The 18,721-nt window shown below is 64.0% G+C and carries 8 protein-coding genes; 2 read left to right on the top strand and 6 right to left on the bottom strand.

Annotation, left to right across the window (positions count from 1 at the left end; translation table 11 throughout):
- Positions 1-113: 113 nt before the first annotated feature.
- Together metB and ACCD06_RS20310 are read right to left on the bottom strand one after the other, a co-directional pair.
- Positions 114-1,283: a cystathionine gamma-synthase gene (metB, locus tag ACCD06_RS20315; RefSeq protein WP_413343034.1), complete on the bottom strand. Its 1,170-nt coding sequence runs from the start codon at positions 1,281-1,283 to the stop codon at positions 114-116.
- 251 nt (positions 1,284-1,534) lie between these two features.
- A complete protein-coding gene (locus tag ACCD06_RS20310) occupies positions 1,535-1,996 on the bottom strand; it encodes a MarR family winged helix-turn-helix transcriptional regulator (protein ID WP_109157736.1) in 462 nt (153 codons plus the stop codon).
- A 263-nt stretch (positions 1,997-2,259) separates the two neighbouring features.
- On the opposite strand from ACCD06_RS20310, the gene ACCD06_RS20305 reads away from it, so the two are divergent.
- Both ACCD06_RS20305 and ACCD06_RS20300 read left to right on the top strand, forming a co-directional pair.
- Positions 2,260-3,921: a chloride channel protein gene (locus tag ACCD06_RS20305; protein WP_413343031.1), complete on the top strand. Its 1,662-nt coding sequence runs from the start codon at positions 2,260-2,262 to the stop codon at positions 3,919-3,921.
- Positions 3,922-3,979: 58 nt separating this feature from the next.
- Positions 3,980-4,435: a PAS domain-containing protein gene (locus tag ACCD06_RS20300; RefSeq protein ID WP_413343029.1), complete on the top strand. Its 456-nt coding sequence runs from the start codon at positions 3,980-3,982 to the stop codon at positions 4,433-4,435.
- Between the two features lie 272 nt (positions 4,436-4,707).
- On the opposite strand, the gene soxR is transcribed toward ACCD06_RS20300, so the two are convergent.
- From soxR to ACCD06_RS20280, 4 genes are all read right to left on the bottom strand, one after another.
- Positions 4,708-5,163, bottom strand: a complete 456-nt coding sequence (gene soxR, locus ACCD06_RS20295; protein WP_109154711.1) for a redox-sensitive transcriptional activator SoxR — start codon at positions 5,161-5,163, stop codon at positions 4,708-4,710.
- A gap of 106 nt (positions 5,164-5,269) precedes the next feature.
- Entirely contained in the window at positions 5,270-7,426 is a 2,157-nt protein-coding gene (locus ACCD06_RS20290; protein WP_413343027.1) for an acetate--CoA ligase family protein, read from the bottom strand.
- 132 nt (positions 7,427-7,558) lie between these two features.
- Positions 7,559-8,836, bottom strand: a complete 1,278-nt coding sequence (gene frc / locus ACCD06_RS20285; protein WP_413343025.1) for a formyl-CoA transferase — start codon at positions 8,834-8,836, stop codon at positions 7,559-7,561.
- Positions 8,837-9,675: 839 nt separating this feature from the next.
- Positions 9,676-18,699 (bottom strand): beta strand repeat-containing protein, encoded by a 9,024-nt coding sequence (locus ACCD06_RS20280; RefSeq protein WP_413343024.1) that lies wholly within the window; start codon positions 18,697-18,699, stop codon positions 9,676-9,678.
- Between the last annotated feature and the right edge of the window lie 22 nt (positions 18,700-18,721).

The raw sequence follows: 18,721 nt of genomic DNA, 5'->3' as shown, positions 1-18,721 counted from the left end.
GGCATAGGGCTGATACCAAAGAGTGAAAGGGTTAAGTACTTTGATTTCATTCTAGGCGTCTCCCATCGTTGAACTGCTTGATGGTCTCCGAAAAAATCGGCGCCGTTCAATCATCAGGCGATGCTTCTGGATACCGCCTCCAGTGCCTGGTCCAAATCCATGAGAAGATCGCTTTCTCCTTCCAGGCCGATGGACAACCGCAGCAGGCTGTCGTCGATGCCGGCCACCCGCCGCGCCTCGGCCCCCATACTGGCATGGGTCATCGTCGCCGGATGGGCTACGAGGCTTTCCACGCCGCCGAGAGACTCTGCGAGTGTGAACAGCCTGACCGATTCCACGAAACAGCGCGCGCCATCTGCGCCCCCCTTGATGTTGAAACTCAACATCGCCCCAAAACCACGCTGCTGGCGCACCGCAATCGCGTGACTGGGGTGGGACGGCAGGCCGGGATAATGCACGGCCTCGACGCAGGGATGGCGATCCAGGAAGTTGGCGATGGCAATGGCGTTGCGCTGCTGATGCTCCAGCCGGGGAAACAGCGTTCTCACGCCGCGCAACGTCATGTATGCGTCAAATGGCGAGCCGGTGACGCCGGTCGCGTTGGCCCAATCCTCAAGGCCTTTCAGGTCCTGCGGGTCCGCCGCGATCAAGGCTCCCCCTACGACATCCGAATGACCGTTGAGGTATTTGGTCGTCGAATGGATGACGAAGTCCGCTCCCAGGGCAATGGGTTGCTGGAGCGCGGGTGAAAGGAAGGTGTTGTCGACGGCAATCTTGGCTCCCACCGCCCTCCCCTGCTCGGCAATCCGGGCAATATCCGTGACCCGCATCAGCGGATTGCTCGGGGTTTCCAGAAGAATCAGAGCAGGGCTGCGCGCGAGAGCCGCCGCCAAGCTGGCTTCGACGTTCTGATCGACGAACACCACGTCGAACTGGCCCTTTGCCGCACGCATGGAGAGCAGACGATAGGTGCCGCCGTAGCAATCATGCGGCGCAACCACCAACTGCCCTGGACTGAGCGTCGTCAGCAGCAGGTCGACCGCAGCCATGCCCGTAGCCGTGATCACGGCACCGGCGCCGCCCTCGAGCTTCACCAGGGTATCGGCAAGCTGATCGCGTGTCGGGTTCGCCGTCCGCGAATAGTCGTAAGATCCGGGTTTCTCGAAGCCGGGAAAGCGATAGGTGGTCGACAGGTAGATCGGTGGCGTCACCGCACCGAACGCCGCGTCGCTCCCGATGCCGTTGGCCGCGGCAATGGTCTGCGCAGTTTTGTTGTTTTCCATGCTCAGCCTCTTCGATTGCGTGTTCCAGCCTGCGCCGAAAGCTGAACCACCGGTGCCTTCCGCATCTGCCGAGATCGTTGCACGGCGATCTCTGACCCCGTGCTCGGCAGCTCGTGACAGATCGCATGAAGCCTAGGGTGCACTCGCAAAGAGCAACAGCGAATTTCCCCGATGGTTTGCATCTAAAATTTCCATAGCCGCTGCTGAGGCCGGTGACCCGATCACATCAGCCTCGCCATTTTCTTGTCTACTCAGGGCAAGGCGTTAAGCAACGCCAGCAGCAAGGGCTTTGTTTTCCTCAGCTCATCCAGGTGGACTGCCGACAGGTCTTCCAGGACGGCTTCCGCCTGTGGCGTCAGGACAAGGACCACGCGACGTCGGTCGTCGGCACTTTCCAGGCGGACGACCAAATCCGCCTTCACCAGCCGGTCTACCAACTCGCCGGCACTGTGATGGCGAACCAGAAGCTTGTCGGCCAAGTCCCCGATGCTCATTCCACCATCGCCATGCCCTTTGATCGCCAGGATTGCCTGATGCTGCTGCGGAGTAAGGCCGCTGGTCCGGGCCGCGGCTTCACTGAACGCCAGAAAGCGGCGGAGTGTGTGGCGAAATTCGGCCAAGGCTTGATAATCGCTCGACCTGATCGGGCCGTTGACCCGATCCATCCTGCTTCCGGCCGCCAATTTTGCGGCTGTCCTCTCATCGTCGCTCATATCAACCCGACCGTTGTTCCGGCTTGAAATATATCGGATCACGATATAAACGCAAGGAACGGCGTGGGCGGCCAGTACCGCCGCTCACCCCGGATCGCCCGCATTTCCCCAACTCATTGGCTTTCTGCATGCTCCCGTCCTCAAGGGTTCAAGACCGTACGGCGCCGTCCAAGATGCTTGCCGACTTCACCACCGATCGCCGCGTCCTGATGCTGATCGCCATGGCCCTGTTCGTCGGCAGCGGAGGGACGGTGGCGGCCTGGGTGCTGATCAAGCTGATCGCCCTGGTCACCAACATGGTCTGGTTCGGCCGCCTCAGCACCGCAGACGTGTCGCTGGGCGTGTTGGAGCCATCGCTGTGGGTGGTGGCTGCTCCCGCCCTTGGCGGGCTGGCAATCGGACTGATGGCCCGCTTCGGCAGCGACAAAATCCGTGGCCACGGCATTCCGGAAGCGATCGAAGCGATCCTGATCGGCGGAAGCCGGCTGCAGCCGAAGGTGGCTGTCCTGAAACCGCTGTCGTCGGCGATCTCGATCGGAACCGGTGGTCCTTTCGGAGCCGAGGGCCCGATCATCATGACGGGCGGCGCGATCGGCTCGCTCTTCGCCCAATGCTTCCATCTGAGCGCCGCCGAGCGCAAGACACTGCTGGTCGCCGGCGCCGCGGCCGGCATGACCGCGATCTTCGGCACACCCGTTGCCGCTCTGCTGCTCGCGGTCGAACTCCTTCTGTTCGAATGGAAGCCGCGCAGTTTCCTTCCGGTGGTTGCCGGCTGCCTGATTTCGGCGGCCTGGCGCCCCCTGCTGTTCGGCACCGGCCCCCTGTTTCCTTTCACGGGACCGGTCGCTCTCCCCTGGTGGGGGCTGATTGCGTGCATCGGCCTTGGCATCGTCGCCGGTCTGCAATCCGGGCTGATGACAATCATGCTCTACAAGGTGGAGGACCTGTTCGATCGGTTGCCCATCCATTGGATGTGGTGCCCGGCGATCGGCGGGATCGTTGTCGGCTTGGGCGGCCTGATCGAACCGAGGGCAATGGGCGTCGGCTATGACGTGATCCGCGACCTGCTGTCACCTGGAACCGGAGTGCGCGAGGTCTTGGGTGTTCTGGTCGTCAAGCTGATCATCTGGGTCGTGGCGCTGGGCTCCGGTACGTCCGGCGGCGTGCTGGCGCCGCTGCTGATCCTGGGCGGAGCCTCCGGATGGCTGGTTGGACTGGCGCTGCCTGGCGACCCGTCATTGTGGGCATTGCTCGGGATGGCGGCGATGATGGGTGGAACGATGCGCTCGCCGCTCACCGGGATCGTCTTCGCCGTTGAACTCACCGGCAACCTCGACACCCTGTTGCCGCTGCTGGCGGCGACCGCCGCGTCCTACGCGGTGACCGTGCTGCTGCTGAAGCGTTCGATCCTGACCGAGAAGATCGCACGCCGTGGCCATCACCTCACACGCGAATACAGCACCGACCCGTTCGAGCTTCTGCGAACCTCGGACGTGATGGTGACTGCGGTCGACACCTTGCCAGGGACGATGACGGTGGACGAGGCCGTCGCCTTTTTCACGACCGCCGAACACCGCCATAAATCCTATCCGCTGGTCGACCGCGAAGGTCGCGTGATCGGCATGGTGGGGCGCACCGATGTCCTGCGCTGGACCGGTTCGGACCAGGATGGTGGAGCGACTCTCGACGATGCCCTATCCGACCGGTCGATGGTCGTGGCGCATCCCGACACGGTGCTGGGCCGCTTGGTTGACCTGATGATCAAGCATGATGTCAGCCGGGTGCCGATCATCGATCCGGCCAGCCGCCATCTGTTGGGCCTCGTCTCCCGCAAGGACCTGTTCAAGTTCAGGAGCAACACGACCGAACTGGAAAATAAGCGCGCCGCATATTTCGGCCGTTCCCGGCGGCGGACCAGCGCTTAGCCGGCGGCTTTTGCCCTCGACCTAAAAACAAGCAAACAGGAAGTGAGAAGACTGCGCCATGGAGACCTCACGCTTTTCCGACCACTCGCTCTCCATCCAGGAGCAGCACCGCCTCGGTCACGCTCTGCTCCATGCCGCCGCGGATGCGATTGTCTATTCCGACCGCAATGGCGTGATCCGCTTCTGGAATGCGGGAGCGGAGCGCATCTTCGGGTTCAGTGCGGCCGAGGCGCTGGGGCAGAGCCTGGACATCATCATTCCCGAACGTCAACGCGACCGGCACTGGGAGGGCTATGACCGGGTCATAGCGAGCGGGCAGACCCACTACGGAAAGGGTGATCTGCTGTCGGTTCCCGCCTTGCATAAGGACGGTCACCGCATCTCGACGGAGTTCACGATCATTCCGGTCTACAACGACCAGGGCATCATGGTGGGCATGGCATCGGTGATGCGTGACGTAACGGCCCGCTTCGAGGAGATGAAGGCGTTGCGGAGGCAACTGGTCGGCCGCTAGTTTGCGGCAACGTCGTCGGCCAGCTCCGCATCGACTATGACGGCGCCATCCGCCGGACGGTTGATCTGGTCGCCGGCGCCGACGTCCCCGCCTCCAGCGGCATCAGGGCCTGGATACGGAAACTGGGTTATTCGCTCTCCTAACGGCAATCCACCGCCGCAAACCAAAAGCCCGACTGCCACCAGAAGTCTGTCACCCCCAGTTCCGGATGGGCTGCCGCCGCAGGTGGAACTGGGGATGACAGGACTCAAGACACCGCTGTTCACCGAGGGTCAAAGCGGGTCGAGCAGTCGCGGGCCCGGACCGGACGCGGAGAGCACGTCCCAGGGATTCCGCAAGGGACAGTCACTGATCGACAGACAGCCACACCCAATACAATGGTCAAGTTCATCACGAAGCCGTGCGAGCTTGGTGATACGGTCGTCCAGCTCATCGCGCCACGCACTTGACATCCTCCTCCAGTCCTCGGCGGTCGGCGAACGGTCCTTGGGCAATACGTCAAGCGCCGCCGCAATCGACCCCAGGGAGAGGCCGAGCCGTTGCGCGACCTTTATGACTGCAACCCGGCGAAGGACATCCCGGGTATAGCGACGCTGATTGCCATCACTGCGCCAGCTTTTTATCAGGCCTCTGTGCTCATAGAAGTGGAGTGTCGAAACCGCGACTCCTGAGCGTTTTGCCACATCGCCTACGCTGAGATCCCGATCGTAGGTCACTGGATCGAGCATGGCCGGTCTCATCCCTTGTTGATCTGATGTCAGCTTGATCTGATGTCAGCCGGAAGCGGCTGACGGAACCTCCGCTGCGCCGACGGCGTCGGCTCGATGGCCATGGTCAGAGGAGGCCGGCTGCGCGGGCCCACTTGTATTTGGCGCCCAGCACGGCAACCGGGGTTTCGGTGGTATAGGGATAAGCGACGATGCCGTGTTCATAGAGGAAGGCGGCGGCCTCCTCCACCTGTACGTCGCCGGCCAGCGAGGCGACGATCGGCTTCTCGATTCCCTTCGCCTTCATCTCATCCTTAACGTCGACGACGAGCTGGGCGAACACCATCGGCGGGGTGATGATCGTATGCCAATAGCCCAGGATCAGGGAATGGATGCGGTCATCCTCCAGACCGAGGCGGATGGTGTTCTTGTAGGTGGTCGGCGGCTCGCCCCCGGTGATGTCCACCGGATTGCCGGCGGCCCCGAAGGGCGGGATGAACTTGCGGAACGCCGTGTCGAGATCGGGAGGCATCGTCATCAATGACAGGCCGTTGTCCACGCAAGCGTCCGACAGCAGCACGCCGGATCCGCCGGCCCCGGTGATGATGACGACATTCTCGCCCTTCGGTGTCGGAAGCACCGGAATGCCGCGGGCAAACTGGAGCAGATCCTGAAGGCTGCGGGCGCGAACGACGCCGCTCTGAGCCAGGACATCCTCATAGATCTTGTCGTTGCCGGCGAGCGCACCGGTGTGGGAACTGGCCGCCCGCGCACCCATCGAGGTGCGGCCGGCTTTCAGGACGACCACCGGCTTCTTCTTGGACACCCGCTTGGCGGCATCCGCAAAGGCCCGGCCGTCCTTCAGATCCTCGCAATGCATGGCGACGACCTGGGTGTTGTCATCCTGCTCGAAGAAATAAAGCAGGTCGTCCTCGTCGATGTCCGACTTGTTGCCGAGGCCGACGATGGCCGACACGCCCATCTTGGCCGAGCGGCTGAAGCCGATGATCGCCATGCCGATGCCGCCGGATTGCGAGGACAGGGCGGCCGTGCCCCGCACGTCATAGGGCGTGCAGAAGGTGGCGCAGAGATTCTTGGGCGTATAATAGAAGCCGTAGATGTTCGGCCCCATCAGGCGCACGTCGTATTTACGGGCGATCTCGACGATGGCGTCCTGCCCCTCGACATTGCCCGTTTCAGCGAAGCCCGAGGGGATCAGCACGGCGCCGGGGATCCGCTTTTCACCGACCTCAGTCAGGGCTTGCGCGACGAATTTGGCCGGGATGGCGAAGACCGCCACGTCGATGTCACCAGGCACATCCTTGACGCTTCGGTAGGCCTTGTAGCCCAGGATGTCGTCGGCCTTGGGGTGGATCGGGTAGATTTTCCCCTTGTAGCCCCCGTTGATGAGGTTCTTCATCACCGAGTTGCCGATCTTCCCGTCTTCCGACGAGGCACCGATCACCGCCACCGCGTCGGGCTTCATGATGCGGTTCATCTGCCGCACGATCTGGTCCGGCGTCGGGCGGTAGCGCGGCGTCTTCGCCTCGAAGTCCAGGACCACGCGCACGTCGGCGGCGATGGCGCCGTCCTCGCGGGCGAAGACCGGGTTCAGGTCGAGTTCCACGATCTCCGGCACATCGTCGACAAGGCGGGAGACGTTGACGATCAGGTCGGCGAGAGCGGCGCGATCGACCGGCTTGCCGCCGCGCACCCCTTTCAGCATGTCCGCGGCCTGGATGCCGTCGAGCATCGCCTCGGCATCCTCCCGTGTCACCGGGGCCAAGCGGAAGGTGACGTCCTTCAGCACCTCGACCAGCACGCCGCCGAGACCGAAGGCGACCAGCTTGCCGAAGCTCTGATCGGTGATCGAGCCGACGATGACCTCGGTTCCGCCCGTCACCATCTGTTGGACCTGAACGCCGATCAACTCGGCTTTCGGATCGTAGGCGCGTGCACGATCCATGATGGTCTTGTACCCATCGCGCACCGTATTGGCGTCGGGAACGCCGACCAGCACGCCGCCGGCTTCCGTCTTGTGCAGGATTTGCGGCGACACGATTTTCATCACCACCGGGAACCCCATGCCTTCGGCGAGCCGGACGGCGTCATCGGCGCTGCGGGCCAGTCCTTCGCGCGGCACCGGAATGCCGTACAGATCGCAAAGTTCCTTGGCTTCCGGTGCGGTCAAGGAGGTACGGCCTTCGACCTTCGCGGCATCGAGAAGGCGGCGCACCACCTCGGTCGGGCGTCCGACGCGGGCCGGATCGATTACAGCAGTCATAATGGTCCCTCTCCTGTCTGTCAGTCTGAAATCCCGCAGGGCGGGCAGAGGCGAACGGTCGTTGGAAGGGGCGGAGTCTCGGTGCATGCTTTTTTGTGTTGCCGGTGCTGGTTGCCCGGTCGTGACCCGGTCCTAATCGGCGGCGATGCGTGTCTGGGCCGGCCCCAGTGCGCCGCTTTCATGCGCCTGGGTGATGCTCTGTTCGTCAAATCCCAGCACGTCGCGCAGGATTTCGTCGGTGTGCTCGCCCAGCAGCGGCGAGCGGGTGACCTCCGTCGGGCTGTCGGACAGCTTGATCGGGTTGCCGACCGTCAGGTAGCTGCCGCGGGTCGGATGCTCCACCTCGACCAGCGTGCCGGTCTCGTAGAGCGACTTGTCCTCGGCGATCTCCTTCATCGACAGGATCGGGCCGCAGGGGATGTCGTACTTGTTGAGGATGTCCATGACCTCGAACTTGCTCAGGGTCTTGGTCCACTCCTCGACGGTGCCGAAGATCTGCATCAGGCGCGGCAGGCGGGCCACCGGGGTGGCGTAGTCGGGATCGGTGATCCACTCCTCCTTGCCGATGACCTTGCAGATCGACTTCCAAACCGGGGCCTGGGCGATGAAGTAGATGTAGGCGTTGGGATCCGTCTCCCAGCCCTTGCACTTCAGGATCCAGCCCGGCTGACCGCCACCCGAGGCGTTGCCGGCGCGCGGCACGGTGTCGCCGAACTCGCCGTTCGGGTATTGCGGGTATTCCTTCAGCGGCCCATGGGCCAGGCGCTGCTGGTCGCGCAGCTTGACACGGCACAGGTTCAGCACGGCGTCCTGCATGGCGGCCAGCACCTTCTGGCCCCGGCCGGTTTCCTTGCGCTGGTAGAGCGCGGTGACGATGCCCAGCGCCAGATGCAGCCCGGTGCCGCTGTCACCGATCTGGGCGCCGGTGACCATCGGCGGGCCGTCGTCGAAGCCGGTGGTCGAGGCGGCGCCGCCCGCACATTGAGCGACGTTCTCGTACACCTTGCAGTTCTCGAACGGCCCGGGGCCGAAGCCCTTGACCGACGCGACGATCATCGCGGGGTTCAGTTCCTGGATGCGTTCCCAGGTGAAGCCCATGCGATCGAGCACGCCGGGGGCGAAGTTTTCGACCATTACGTCGCAGGTCTTGATCAGCGCCTCCAGCACCTCCTTGCCCTTGGGCGTCTTGGTGTCGAGGGTGATGGACCGCTTGTTGTGGTTCAGCATGGTGAAATACAGGCTGTCGGCGTCCGGCAGGTCGCGCAGCTGGCCGCGGGTGATGTCACCCTCGCCCGGCCGTTCGACCTTGATGACGTCGGCGCCGAACCAGGCGAGCAACTGGGTGCAGGTCGGCCCCGACTGCACATGCGTGAAGTCGAGAATCCGCACGCCCTGAAGTGCTTTGCCCATGCATGCCCTCCCTATTACCCCAGGAGCACGCGGGCACTCCGGAGTTCTCGTTCAGCAGATTTTTTTGGAGAATCGCCCAGCGTATAGAATGTGAACAGCTGGTGATTGGAGATGGCTGAATTGGTCCTATCGGAGCCAATCCCTTATCATTTGGATTTTCTGGTCGCCTTCATTCGTTCTGGCATATTGCAGACCGCAATGCGTCGTGTATTCCCGAGCAAGACCTTCCCTCACCAGATCAGTCAACATGGGCCTGACCACAACCGGCTTCAGGCGTACCGCCTGAGTTATTTCCATCAATGATGCTGTCGGTCTCAGGGCCTCAGGACCTGGCAGAGCACGCAGGGTGTTGAGCATCGTCCAATTGATAGACAACGGAGAGATCACGGAGTCCTCCTTTCGTACGGCAAAGCCGAGGCCGCCAATGGGCAAGCCAGTAAAATCGGATGGCGATCATGATCGATGGTTTTGAGCCTAGGACCTCAAGCTACCTTGAGGTCAAGGGGAGATTTCACGCACACCAGCAGGATTTTTCCGAACCATGACCTCGGTGAGAGCGTGAGGGGCTGATGCTCTGACGCAAAGAAAGAAGGTCCGGTCCTGTTGATTGGCTCGCATGCCGGGCACCATGGGTACATTCGGCGCAAGCCGTTCCGCGAGATCGCGGGCATTCGGGATCTTGTGGTGGCGGGGCACGTTGGCCTTGTACGACATCGGGTTCTCGGCGTCAGCGGGCCGCCTCTACACCCGCTCGCCCTCCCGACCGCCACCAGCCGGGCATTTTTGCACCAACACCGTGCGGGCGCCCTTCCTTTTTACCACGATGCTTAGCCGCCGGATCAACCGAGGTTGATGTCGGAGAGCGAGAGCACCTGGCTGTTGTACACGCCGAGCAGGCGAACCTCGGACGAAGCCACCTGGCCGTCGCCGTTGGTGTCGACCACTTGGTACAGAGCGGAGTTGGTGCCATTGTTGGCCAGAACCAGCGTGCTTGCACCAGCCGACGAGTTCGTCAGTGCACCCAGAGCCGTGCGGAAGTTCGCCAGCGAGGCATCCGTCAGGCTGCCGCTGACCGCCGAGGTCAGGTTCACCAATTCGCTCGAGCCGATGTTCACGCCGTTGGTCGCAGCAGACGCCGTCGCCAGCGAGGCATCGCCGTTCTTGTCCGCCTCGGTCCGGGCCCTACCGGTCAGTTCCACCTTGTCGGTGCTCGACTGGAAGTTCGAGACCGAGACGAAGCCGGTGTTCGCACCCAGCGACGCGATGTCGCTGAAGGACGAGTACACGACCGTATCCGTGCCGCTGCCGGACAGAGTCAGGCTGTCGCCCGTACCACCCAGGAAGCGGATCGACCCGCTGGTCACCGTGATCGCATCGGTGCCCGAACCGCCGATCAGCGTCTCGACGCCCGAGACCGACATGGTCACGCCGGTGTTGCCGGCGGTGATCACGTCGTTGCCGGTGCCGCCGACCAGGGTCTCGATGCCACGCAGCAGGACGGTGTTGCCGTTGTCGCCGAGGGTGACGCTATCAGTGCCGGCGCCGCCGACCATGATCTCGATCCCGCTCTCGGCCCGCATGGTGACGCCGGTGTCGCCCAGGAGCACCAGGTCGCTGCCCGCACCACCGATCATGGTGTCGATGCCGCGGGTGATGACGGTGTTACCCGATGCACCCAGGGTCACAACGTCCGAACCGGTGCCGCCGACCAGATACTCGACGCCCGAGGCCAGCATCGTCGCGCCGGCGGAGCCGGTGAAGACGATGTCGGTGCTCGCACCGCCGGTCAGGGTGTCAATGCCCGTCACGGTGATCGTGTTGGCCGTGTCGCCCAGCGTGATCGCGTCGGTGCCGGCCGCGCCGATCAGGGTCTCGACCGCACGGGTCAGCAGGGTCGTGCCCGAGGTGGCGAGGCTGACAACGTCGGTGGAGGCGCCACCGATCAGCAGTTCGATGCCCGAACCCAGCGCCATGGTGACGCCGGTGTCGCCCAGGAACACCCAGTCGGTGCCCGCACCGCCCGACAGCGTATCGATGCCGCGGGTGATGACGGTGTTGCCCGAGGAGCCCAGGGTCACGACATCCGAACCGGTGCCGCCGACCAGGAACTCGACGCCCGAAGCCGTCATCGTCACACCGGCCGAGCCGGTGAAGACGATGTCAGTGCTCGCACCGCCGGTCAGGGTGTCGATGCCGGTGACGATGACCGTGTTCACCGTGTCGCCGAGCGTGATCACGTCGGTGCCGGTGTTGCCGATCAGGGTCTCGATCGCACGGGTCAGCAGGGTGGCACCCGAAGTGCTGATGGTCACGACGTCGACCGCTGCGCCGCCGACGAGGATTTCCAAGTTCGCACCCAGGGTCAGCGTGTTGCCGGTATCGCCCAGGACCGCAAGGTCGGAGCCCTCGCCACCGACCAGTGTCTCGATGCCGCGAATGGTGGTGGTATTCCCAGCGGACCCGAGGGTCAGGACATCGGTGCCGCTGCTGCCGACCACGAAATCCGCACCCGAGACGGTCAGGGTCGCCCCCGTCGAACCGGTGAAGATGACCTCAAGCCCCGTGCCGCCGATCAGCGTCTCGATGGCGAGCGCCAGAAGCGTGCCGCCGGCAGTGCCGATGGTGACGACATCGGTGCCCGTGCCGCCGACCAGGGTTTCGATGTCCGACGCCATCAGCGTGTTGCCGACCGAACCGAGGGCGACGAGATCGGTGCCCAGGCCACCGACGATCGTCTCGAACAGCGATGCCGTCGCCGTGTTGCCCGTGTTGCCGAGCGTCAGCACGTCGACACCGCTGTTGCCGGTCAGTGTTTCGATGCCGCGCAGCAGAAGCGTGTTGCCCGCCGAGCCCAGCGTCACGATATCCGTGCCGGTGCCGCCGATCAGGGTATCGATTCCCGACACCACAATCGTCGATCCGCCTGAACCAAGGAAGACGAGTTCGGATGCCGCGCCACCCAGCAGGGTTTCAAGCGCGTTGGCCACCAGCGTTGCACCCAGGGTGCCGATCGCGATCACGTCGCTGCCCGCCCCGCCGGTTAGCGTTTCGAGGAGCGACACCATCATCGTGCTGCCGCCCGAGCCCAAGGCGATGACGTCCAGCCCGGACCCGCCGGTCAGCGTCTCTATCGCGCTCGCCAGCATGGTGGTGCCGGTGTCGCCGATGGTGACGGTATCGCTGCCCGCCCCGCCGGTCAGGGTTTCAATACCGCGCAGCAGCAGCGTGTTGCCGTCCAACCCCAGCGTGACGACATCCCGACCGTTGCCGCCGACCAGAATTTCAAGGGCCGATGCCAGCAGCGTGCTGCCGGTGCTGCCCAGGAAGATCAGATCGAAGCCTTCGCCACCGGCAACGGTTTCAAGGACATTCACCTGTGCCGTGATGCCGCCCGACCCCACGGTGATGACATCGATTCCCGCACCACCAATGAAGGTTTCGATGCCGGTGATCCGCACCGTCGTGCCGGCGGTGCCCAACGTCACCACATCCAGACCGCTGCCGCCGATCAGCGTCTCCACCGCCACCGTCGCCAGGGTGCTGCCACCGGACCCCAGCGTCACCACGTCCAGACCGGCGCCACCCAACAGCGTCTCAAGCTGCGACACCGCCAGCGTGTTGCCGCTGGTGCCGAGCAGGACGGCATCGATGCCGGTCCCGCCGATGATCGTCTCGAACAGCGACACCGTCGCCGTGTTGCCGGTGTCGCCCAGCGTCAGAACGTCGACGCCGCCGTTGCCGGTCAGCGTCTCAATCCCGCGTAGCAGCACCGTGTTGCCGCCGTCACCCAACGTCACCGCGTCGTTGCCGGCTCCGCCGACAAGGATCTCCAGCCCCGAAACCAGCACCGTGTTGCCGGCCGAGCCGAGATAGACCACATCCGTCCCGCTCGACCCGATCAGCGTTTCCAGGCCCGCGACCAGCAGCGTGTTGCCGCCGGTGCCCGATACCCGGTTCATGTCAGCCGCCGTGTCGAACCGGGCGGTGGCGAGCGTCACGATGTCCAGTCCGCTGCTGCCGATCAGCGTCTCCAGCTGCGACACCAGCAGCGTGTTGCCGCCGGTGCCCAGCGTGATGATGTCGAGTGCGGTCCCGCCGACCAGCGTCTCCAGGTTCGAGGCCACCATGGTCGAGCCGCGATTGCCGATGGTGATCGCATCCACGCCCGTTCCGCCGGTCAGCGTCTCCAGCATGCGCAGCAGCGTGGTGTTGCCGGCGTTGCTGAGCGTGACGACGTCCGCGCCGGCGTCACCGACCAGGACCTCCAGCCCGGCGATCAGCAGGGTCGAACCGCCGCCCAGCTCGCCGATCACCACGACGTCGCTGCCGGAACTGCCGATCAGCGTCTCGAGCAGATTGGCGACGAAGGTGCCACCACCGTCCGACAACTGGACGACGTCGCTCCCGCTGTTGCCGGTGATCGACTCGATGCCGGCGATCCGCACCGTCGTGCCGGCGGTGCCGAGCGTCACCACATCCAGCCCGCTGCCGCCGATCAGCGTTTCCACCGCCACCGTCGCCAAAGTGCTACCGCCGGACCGCAGCGCCACCACGTCCAGACCGGCCCCGCCGATCAGCGTTTCAAGCTGCGACACCGCCAGCGTGTTGCCGCCGATGCCGAGCAGGACGGCATCGACACCGGTTCCGCCGATGATCGTCTCCAACAGCGATACCATCGCCGTGTTGCCGGTGTCGCCCAGCGTCAGAACGTCGACGCCGCTGTTGCCGGTGAGCGTCTCGATGCCGCGCAGCAGCACGGTGTTGCCGGCGATCCCGAAGGTGACGACATCGGTCCCGACCCCGCCGATCAGGGTGTCGATGCCCGACAGCGCGATCGTCGAACCGGCCGAGCCGAGGAGGAGCAACTCGGAGCCCGTGCCGCCGGCGATGGTCTCCATCAGGTCGACGAGCAGAGTGGCGCCGGCCGAACCGATGGTGACCACATCGGTACCGATCCCGCCGGCCAGGGTTTCCAGCCCCCGAACCAGCAGCGTACTGCCTGCCGTGCCCAGCGCGACGGTGTCGGTCCCTGACCCGCCAACCAGCGTCTCGATACTCGAAACCGCCATGGTGGTGCCGGTATCGCCGATGGTGATGGCGTCGGTTCCCAAGCCGCCGATCAGGCTTTCCAGCCCCCGCATCAACAGGGTGTTGCCTGCCGGACCCAGCGTGACAATGTCGGTGCCGGCGCCGCCGATCAGCAGGTCCAAATTGGACGCCAGGACCGTGCCGCCGGCCGAGCCGAGGAAGATCAACTCGGAACCCGCGCCGCCGGTGATCGTCTCCAGCAAGTTGGCGAGCAGAGTGCTGCCTGCCGAACCGAGGGTCACGACATCGGTGCCCGCGCTGCCGGTGATCGTCTCCACAATCGAGAGCAGCAGCGTGTTGCCGGCCATGCCCAAGGTGACGATGTCGGTGCCGCCGCCGCCGGTGATCGTTTCAAAATCCGAGATGGACAGGCTGTTGCCGGCCGAACCGAGAACCACGACGTCGGTGCCGGCTCCGCCGGTCACCGTCTCGAGAGCGGTTGCAAACAGGGTGCTGCCGGCCGTGCCCAGCGATATGGCGTCGACGGCCGCGCCGCCGATGATCGTCTCAAAAGCCGAAACCCGCGTGGTGTTGCCGGTATCGCCCAGCGTGACGATGTCGGTCCCGATCCCACCTGTCAGCGTCTCGATGCTGCGCAGCAGCAGGGTGTTGCCGACCGTGCCCAGGGTGACGACATCGGTGCCGATGCCGCCGGTGAGGATTTCGATAGCCGAGATCGAAACGGTCGAACCGGACGTGCCGAGGGCGATCAGATCGGGACCCTTGCCACCGGTGATCGTCTCCAGCAGGTTGACCAGCAGAGTGCCGCCGGCCGAACCGAGGGTCACGACATCGGTGCCCGCAGACCCTGCCAATGTCTCGATGGCATTGACGAGCAGGGTCGTGCCGCCGGTCCCCAGCATGACGACGTCAATGCCGCTGCCGCCGCTCAGCGTCTCCAGCCGCTCGGCAAGCAGGGTGCCGCCCGTGCTGCCCAGGGCGATGACATCGGTGCCGGCTCCGCCGGTGATCGTGTCGAGCAGGGTTGCCAGCAGCGTGATGCCGGACGTGCCGACGATCACCGCATCGCCGGCGTCCGACCCGGTCAGCGTTTCGAGACCTTCGACGTAAACCGTGCTGCCGCCGCTTCCAAGCGTGATCACATCGGATCCCGACGATCCGAGAATGGTCTTGTATTGGGTGGAGACCGACAGTGTGTTGCCACCGTCGCCCAAGACGAGAATGTCGGCATTCAGAATGCTGACCAGGGTTTCGAGCCCGCTCAGATGAAGAGTCTGCCCGGTTGCGATGACGGCTTCAATATTGACGGCCTGAAAAGTCGCCCCGCTGCTGCCAAGCATGACGACATCGGTGCCGGAGCCTCCGATAATCGTCTCGATGCCGGTTGCCAGCAGGGTATTGCCGGCGGTGTCCAGTGTCACGACGTCGGTGCCGGCACCGCCGATAAGCGTCTCGACACCGATTGCCTGCAGAGTGTTGCCGCTGGTGCCGAGCATGATGATGTCGGTGCCGGTCCCACCGGTCAGCGTTTCAACAGCCGAGACCATCAGGCTATTGCCGACAGCACCCAGCGAAATGACATCAGTCCCGGCCCCACCGGTCAAGGTCTCAAGACCTTGTGCAGTCAAGGTCGCTCCAGCCGTACCCAGGGTGACGACGTCAGTGCCGTTGTCTCCCGCCACCGTTTCGATGTCGGACATCAGCATCGTGCTGCCGGCGGTACCCAGTGTAATGACGTCGGTGCCGGCCCCACCGGTCAGCGTTTCGACAGCCGAGACCAGCAGGGTGTTGTCGGCAGTGCCGAGCGTTATGACATCCGTGCCGGCGGCGCCGATAAGCGTCTCGATGCCGGTTGTCAGCAGGGTGTTGCCACTGGCGCCGAGCGTCACGACATCAGTGCCGGTCCCGCCGGTCAAGGTCTCGACAACCGAGACCAGCATCGTGTTGCCGGCGCTGTCCAGTGTGATGACATCCGTGCCGGCTCCGCCGAGCAAGGTCTCGATGCCTCGTACCGTCACCGATACACCGGTCGCGTCCACGGTTACGACGTCGGTGCCACTGTCTCCCGTCACCGTTTCGATGCGGGAGATCTGAATTGTGTTGCCGGCGGTGCCAAGAATGACGACATCGGTGCCGACCCCACCGGTCAAGGTTTCGATACCGGACGCAAGTATCGTGCCGCCGGCGGAGGCGACCGTCACGACATCGGTGCCGATCCCGCCGCTCAGCGATTCGATGCGCCAAACTTGAATTGTGCTGCCGGCGGTGCCGAGCATGACGAGATCTGAGCCAGCCCCGCCGGTCAAGATCTCGATATCGGAGGCCAGCACCGTGTTGCCGCCGGTGCCGAGCGTCACGACATCGGTGCCGATGCTGCCCGCCAAGGTTTCAAAAGCAAAGAGCAGCAGGGTGTTTCCGGCAGTGCCGAGCGTCGCAACGTCGGTGCCGGCCCCGCCGGTCAGTGTTTCGACAGACGAGACCAGCATCGTGTTGCCGGCGATGCTCAGCACCACGACGTCTGTGCCGGTGCTGCCCGCCAAGGTTTCGATGTCGGACACCAACACCGTGCTTCCGTTGGAACCGATCGTCACAACATCGGTGCCGGCCCCACCGGTCAACGTCTCGATTCTCCACAACTGGATGGTGTTGCCCGAATCCACCAGCGAGATGGCGTCGCGGCCCGAGCCACCGTTCAATGTTTCGATCTGGGAAAGAAAAAGGGTTATGCCACTGGCGCTGACTGTGACGACATCGACGCCCACACCACCAACCAGTGTTTCAAGCGCCGCGATCAATACCGTGCTGCCGGCCGGCCCGAAGTTCACGACGTCCGTGCCGGTCGCACCGATGACGCTTTCCACGGCGGAAAGCAGCACCGTGTTGCCGGCGGTACCGAGCGTCACGACGTCGGTGCTGGCCCCGCCGATCAAGGTCTCGATGCCTTGCACCTTCACCGATACGCCGGTGGAGCCCACCGTTACGATGTCGGTGCCGCTGTCTCCCGTCACCGTTTCAATGCGGGAGATCTGAAGCGTGTTGCCGCGGGTCCCGAGAATCACGACATCGACGTTAATCCCACCGGTCAACGTCTCAATGTCGGAAACCAGTGTCGTATTGCCACCGGAGGCGAAGGTCACGAGGTCGGTGCCGGCACCACCGACCAGGGTCTCCAGCAGCTTCACCGTCATGGTGCTGCCGATGGTGCCGATGGTGATGACATCGGTGCCGGTGCCGCCCGTCAGGGTTTCCAGCCCGGAGACCAGCATGGTCGTGCCGGCCGTCAAGATGGTCACGGCGTCGGTGCCGACACCACCGATCAGCGTCTCCAGATCCGACACCTTCGTGGTGACGCCGGCCGATCCCAGGGTGATCAGGTCGGTGCCGCTATTGCCGATGATGCTCGTCACCAGCGACACCGTGGTGGTGTTGCCCTGCGTCCCCAAATTCAAGGACGCTGTGCCGCCCGCGCCACCCGCGATGACGACTTCAACGCCGGACACTGCGTACCGCACGCCATTGGAGCCGAGCACGATGGAGTCCGTGCCCGCACCACCGATGATGGTTTCAGTGGAATAGACCGCTATCGTGTTGCCGAGATCGCCCAGGGCTATGGCATCGATACCAGTGCTGCCCAGCAGGGTCTCCAGTCCGGACACCAGGATGGTGTTCCCCCCGGTACCCAGCGTTATTTGATCAATTCCAATCCCGCCGATCAGGGTTTCCACCAGCGAGACTGTCGTGCTATTGCCCGCCGAACCCAGCGTGATGAGGTCGTTCCCAATCCCGCCGGTCAGGCTTCTCAGCCACGACACCATCATGGTGGAGCCGGCCGTGTCACCCAGCGTGATGACATTGGTGCCACCGGTGCCGGTCAGCGTTTCGACCCCGGTGACGCCGAAGGTCGCGCCGATGTCGCCCAGCGTGATGACGTCCGTACCGGCGCCCCCCGTCAGGGTGTTGATCTGCGACAGCGTCAGCGTGTTGCCGGAATCGGCCAGCGTCCTGACGACCGGCGCGATGTCCCGGAGATATAGCAGGGAGCCAGCTTGGACACCGTAAATCGCGTCAAGGTCGCCGTCGCCGTCGAGGTCGGCCAAGGCCGGCATCGGATAGGCTCCGGTGTTGAGGCCGTAAACAGCCGTCCCGACAAGCGAGAATGTCGGGGACGATGTCGTCCCGATGTTGATGGAAACGACATCCTTGTTCACAAGGTCGAGATCGCCGTCGCCGTCGAGATCGACGAGGACCGGCGCATTGTGGCTTACGCCCGCCGTCATGCCGAAGAGGTTCGTTCCCTCCAGCGAAAAGGAGGGCGCCGACGAGGTTCCGGTGTTGCGGTAGAAAAGGAGGCCATTGCTGGTGGTCCCCATCAGCAGATCGGCATCGCCGTCGCCATCCAGGTCGGCGAAGCTCGGAACCATGTAGCCGTCGGTGACGATGCCGAAGAGGTTGGTCCCCTCCAGGGAGAAGGATGGAGAGGCCGACGTTCCGCTGTTGCGGAAGAACCGGGTGCCGCCATCCTTGCTACCGATGAAAAGATCGAGGTCACCGTCTCCATCGATATCGACGAGTCTTGGGGCCGCATAGGTATTGTAGCTGGAAATGCCGAGCAGATTGGTGCCTTGCAGGGAAAAGGTCGGCGCCAGCGTCGTCCCGACATTGGCGAAATACACCGTCTCGCCAGATTTGTTTCCGACCAGGAGATCCAGGTCACCGTCGCCGTCGAGATCCGCGAATGTGGGGGCGGCGTATTGCCCGACGCCGCTGAGACCGAAAGAGTTGGTGCCGACCAGAGTAAAGGTTGGAGTAGCCACGATCTTTCAGCCCCTCGGATAT

It is taken from the genome of Azospirillum sp. CT11-132 (assembly GCF_047302835.1).
Classification (GTDB): Bacteria; Pseudomonadota; Alphaproteobacteria; order Azospirillales; family Azospirillaceae; genus Azospirillum.
This window is presented reverse-complemented; position numbering and strand designations above follow the sequence as displayed.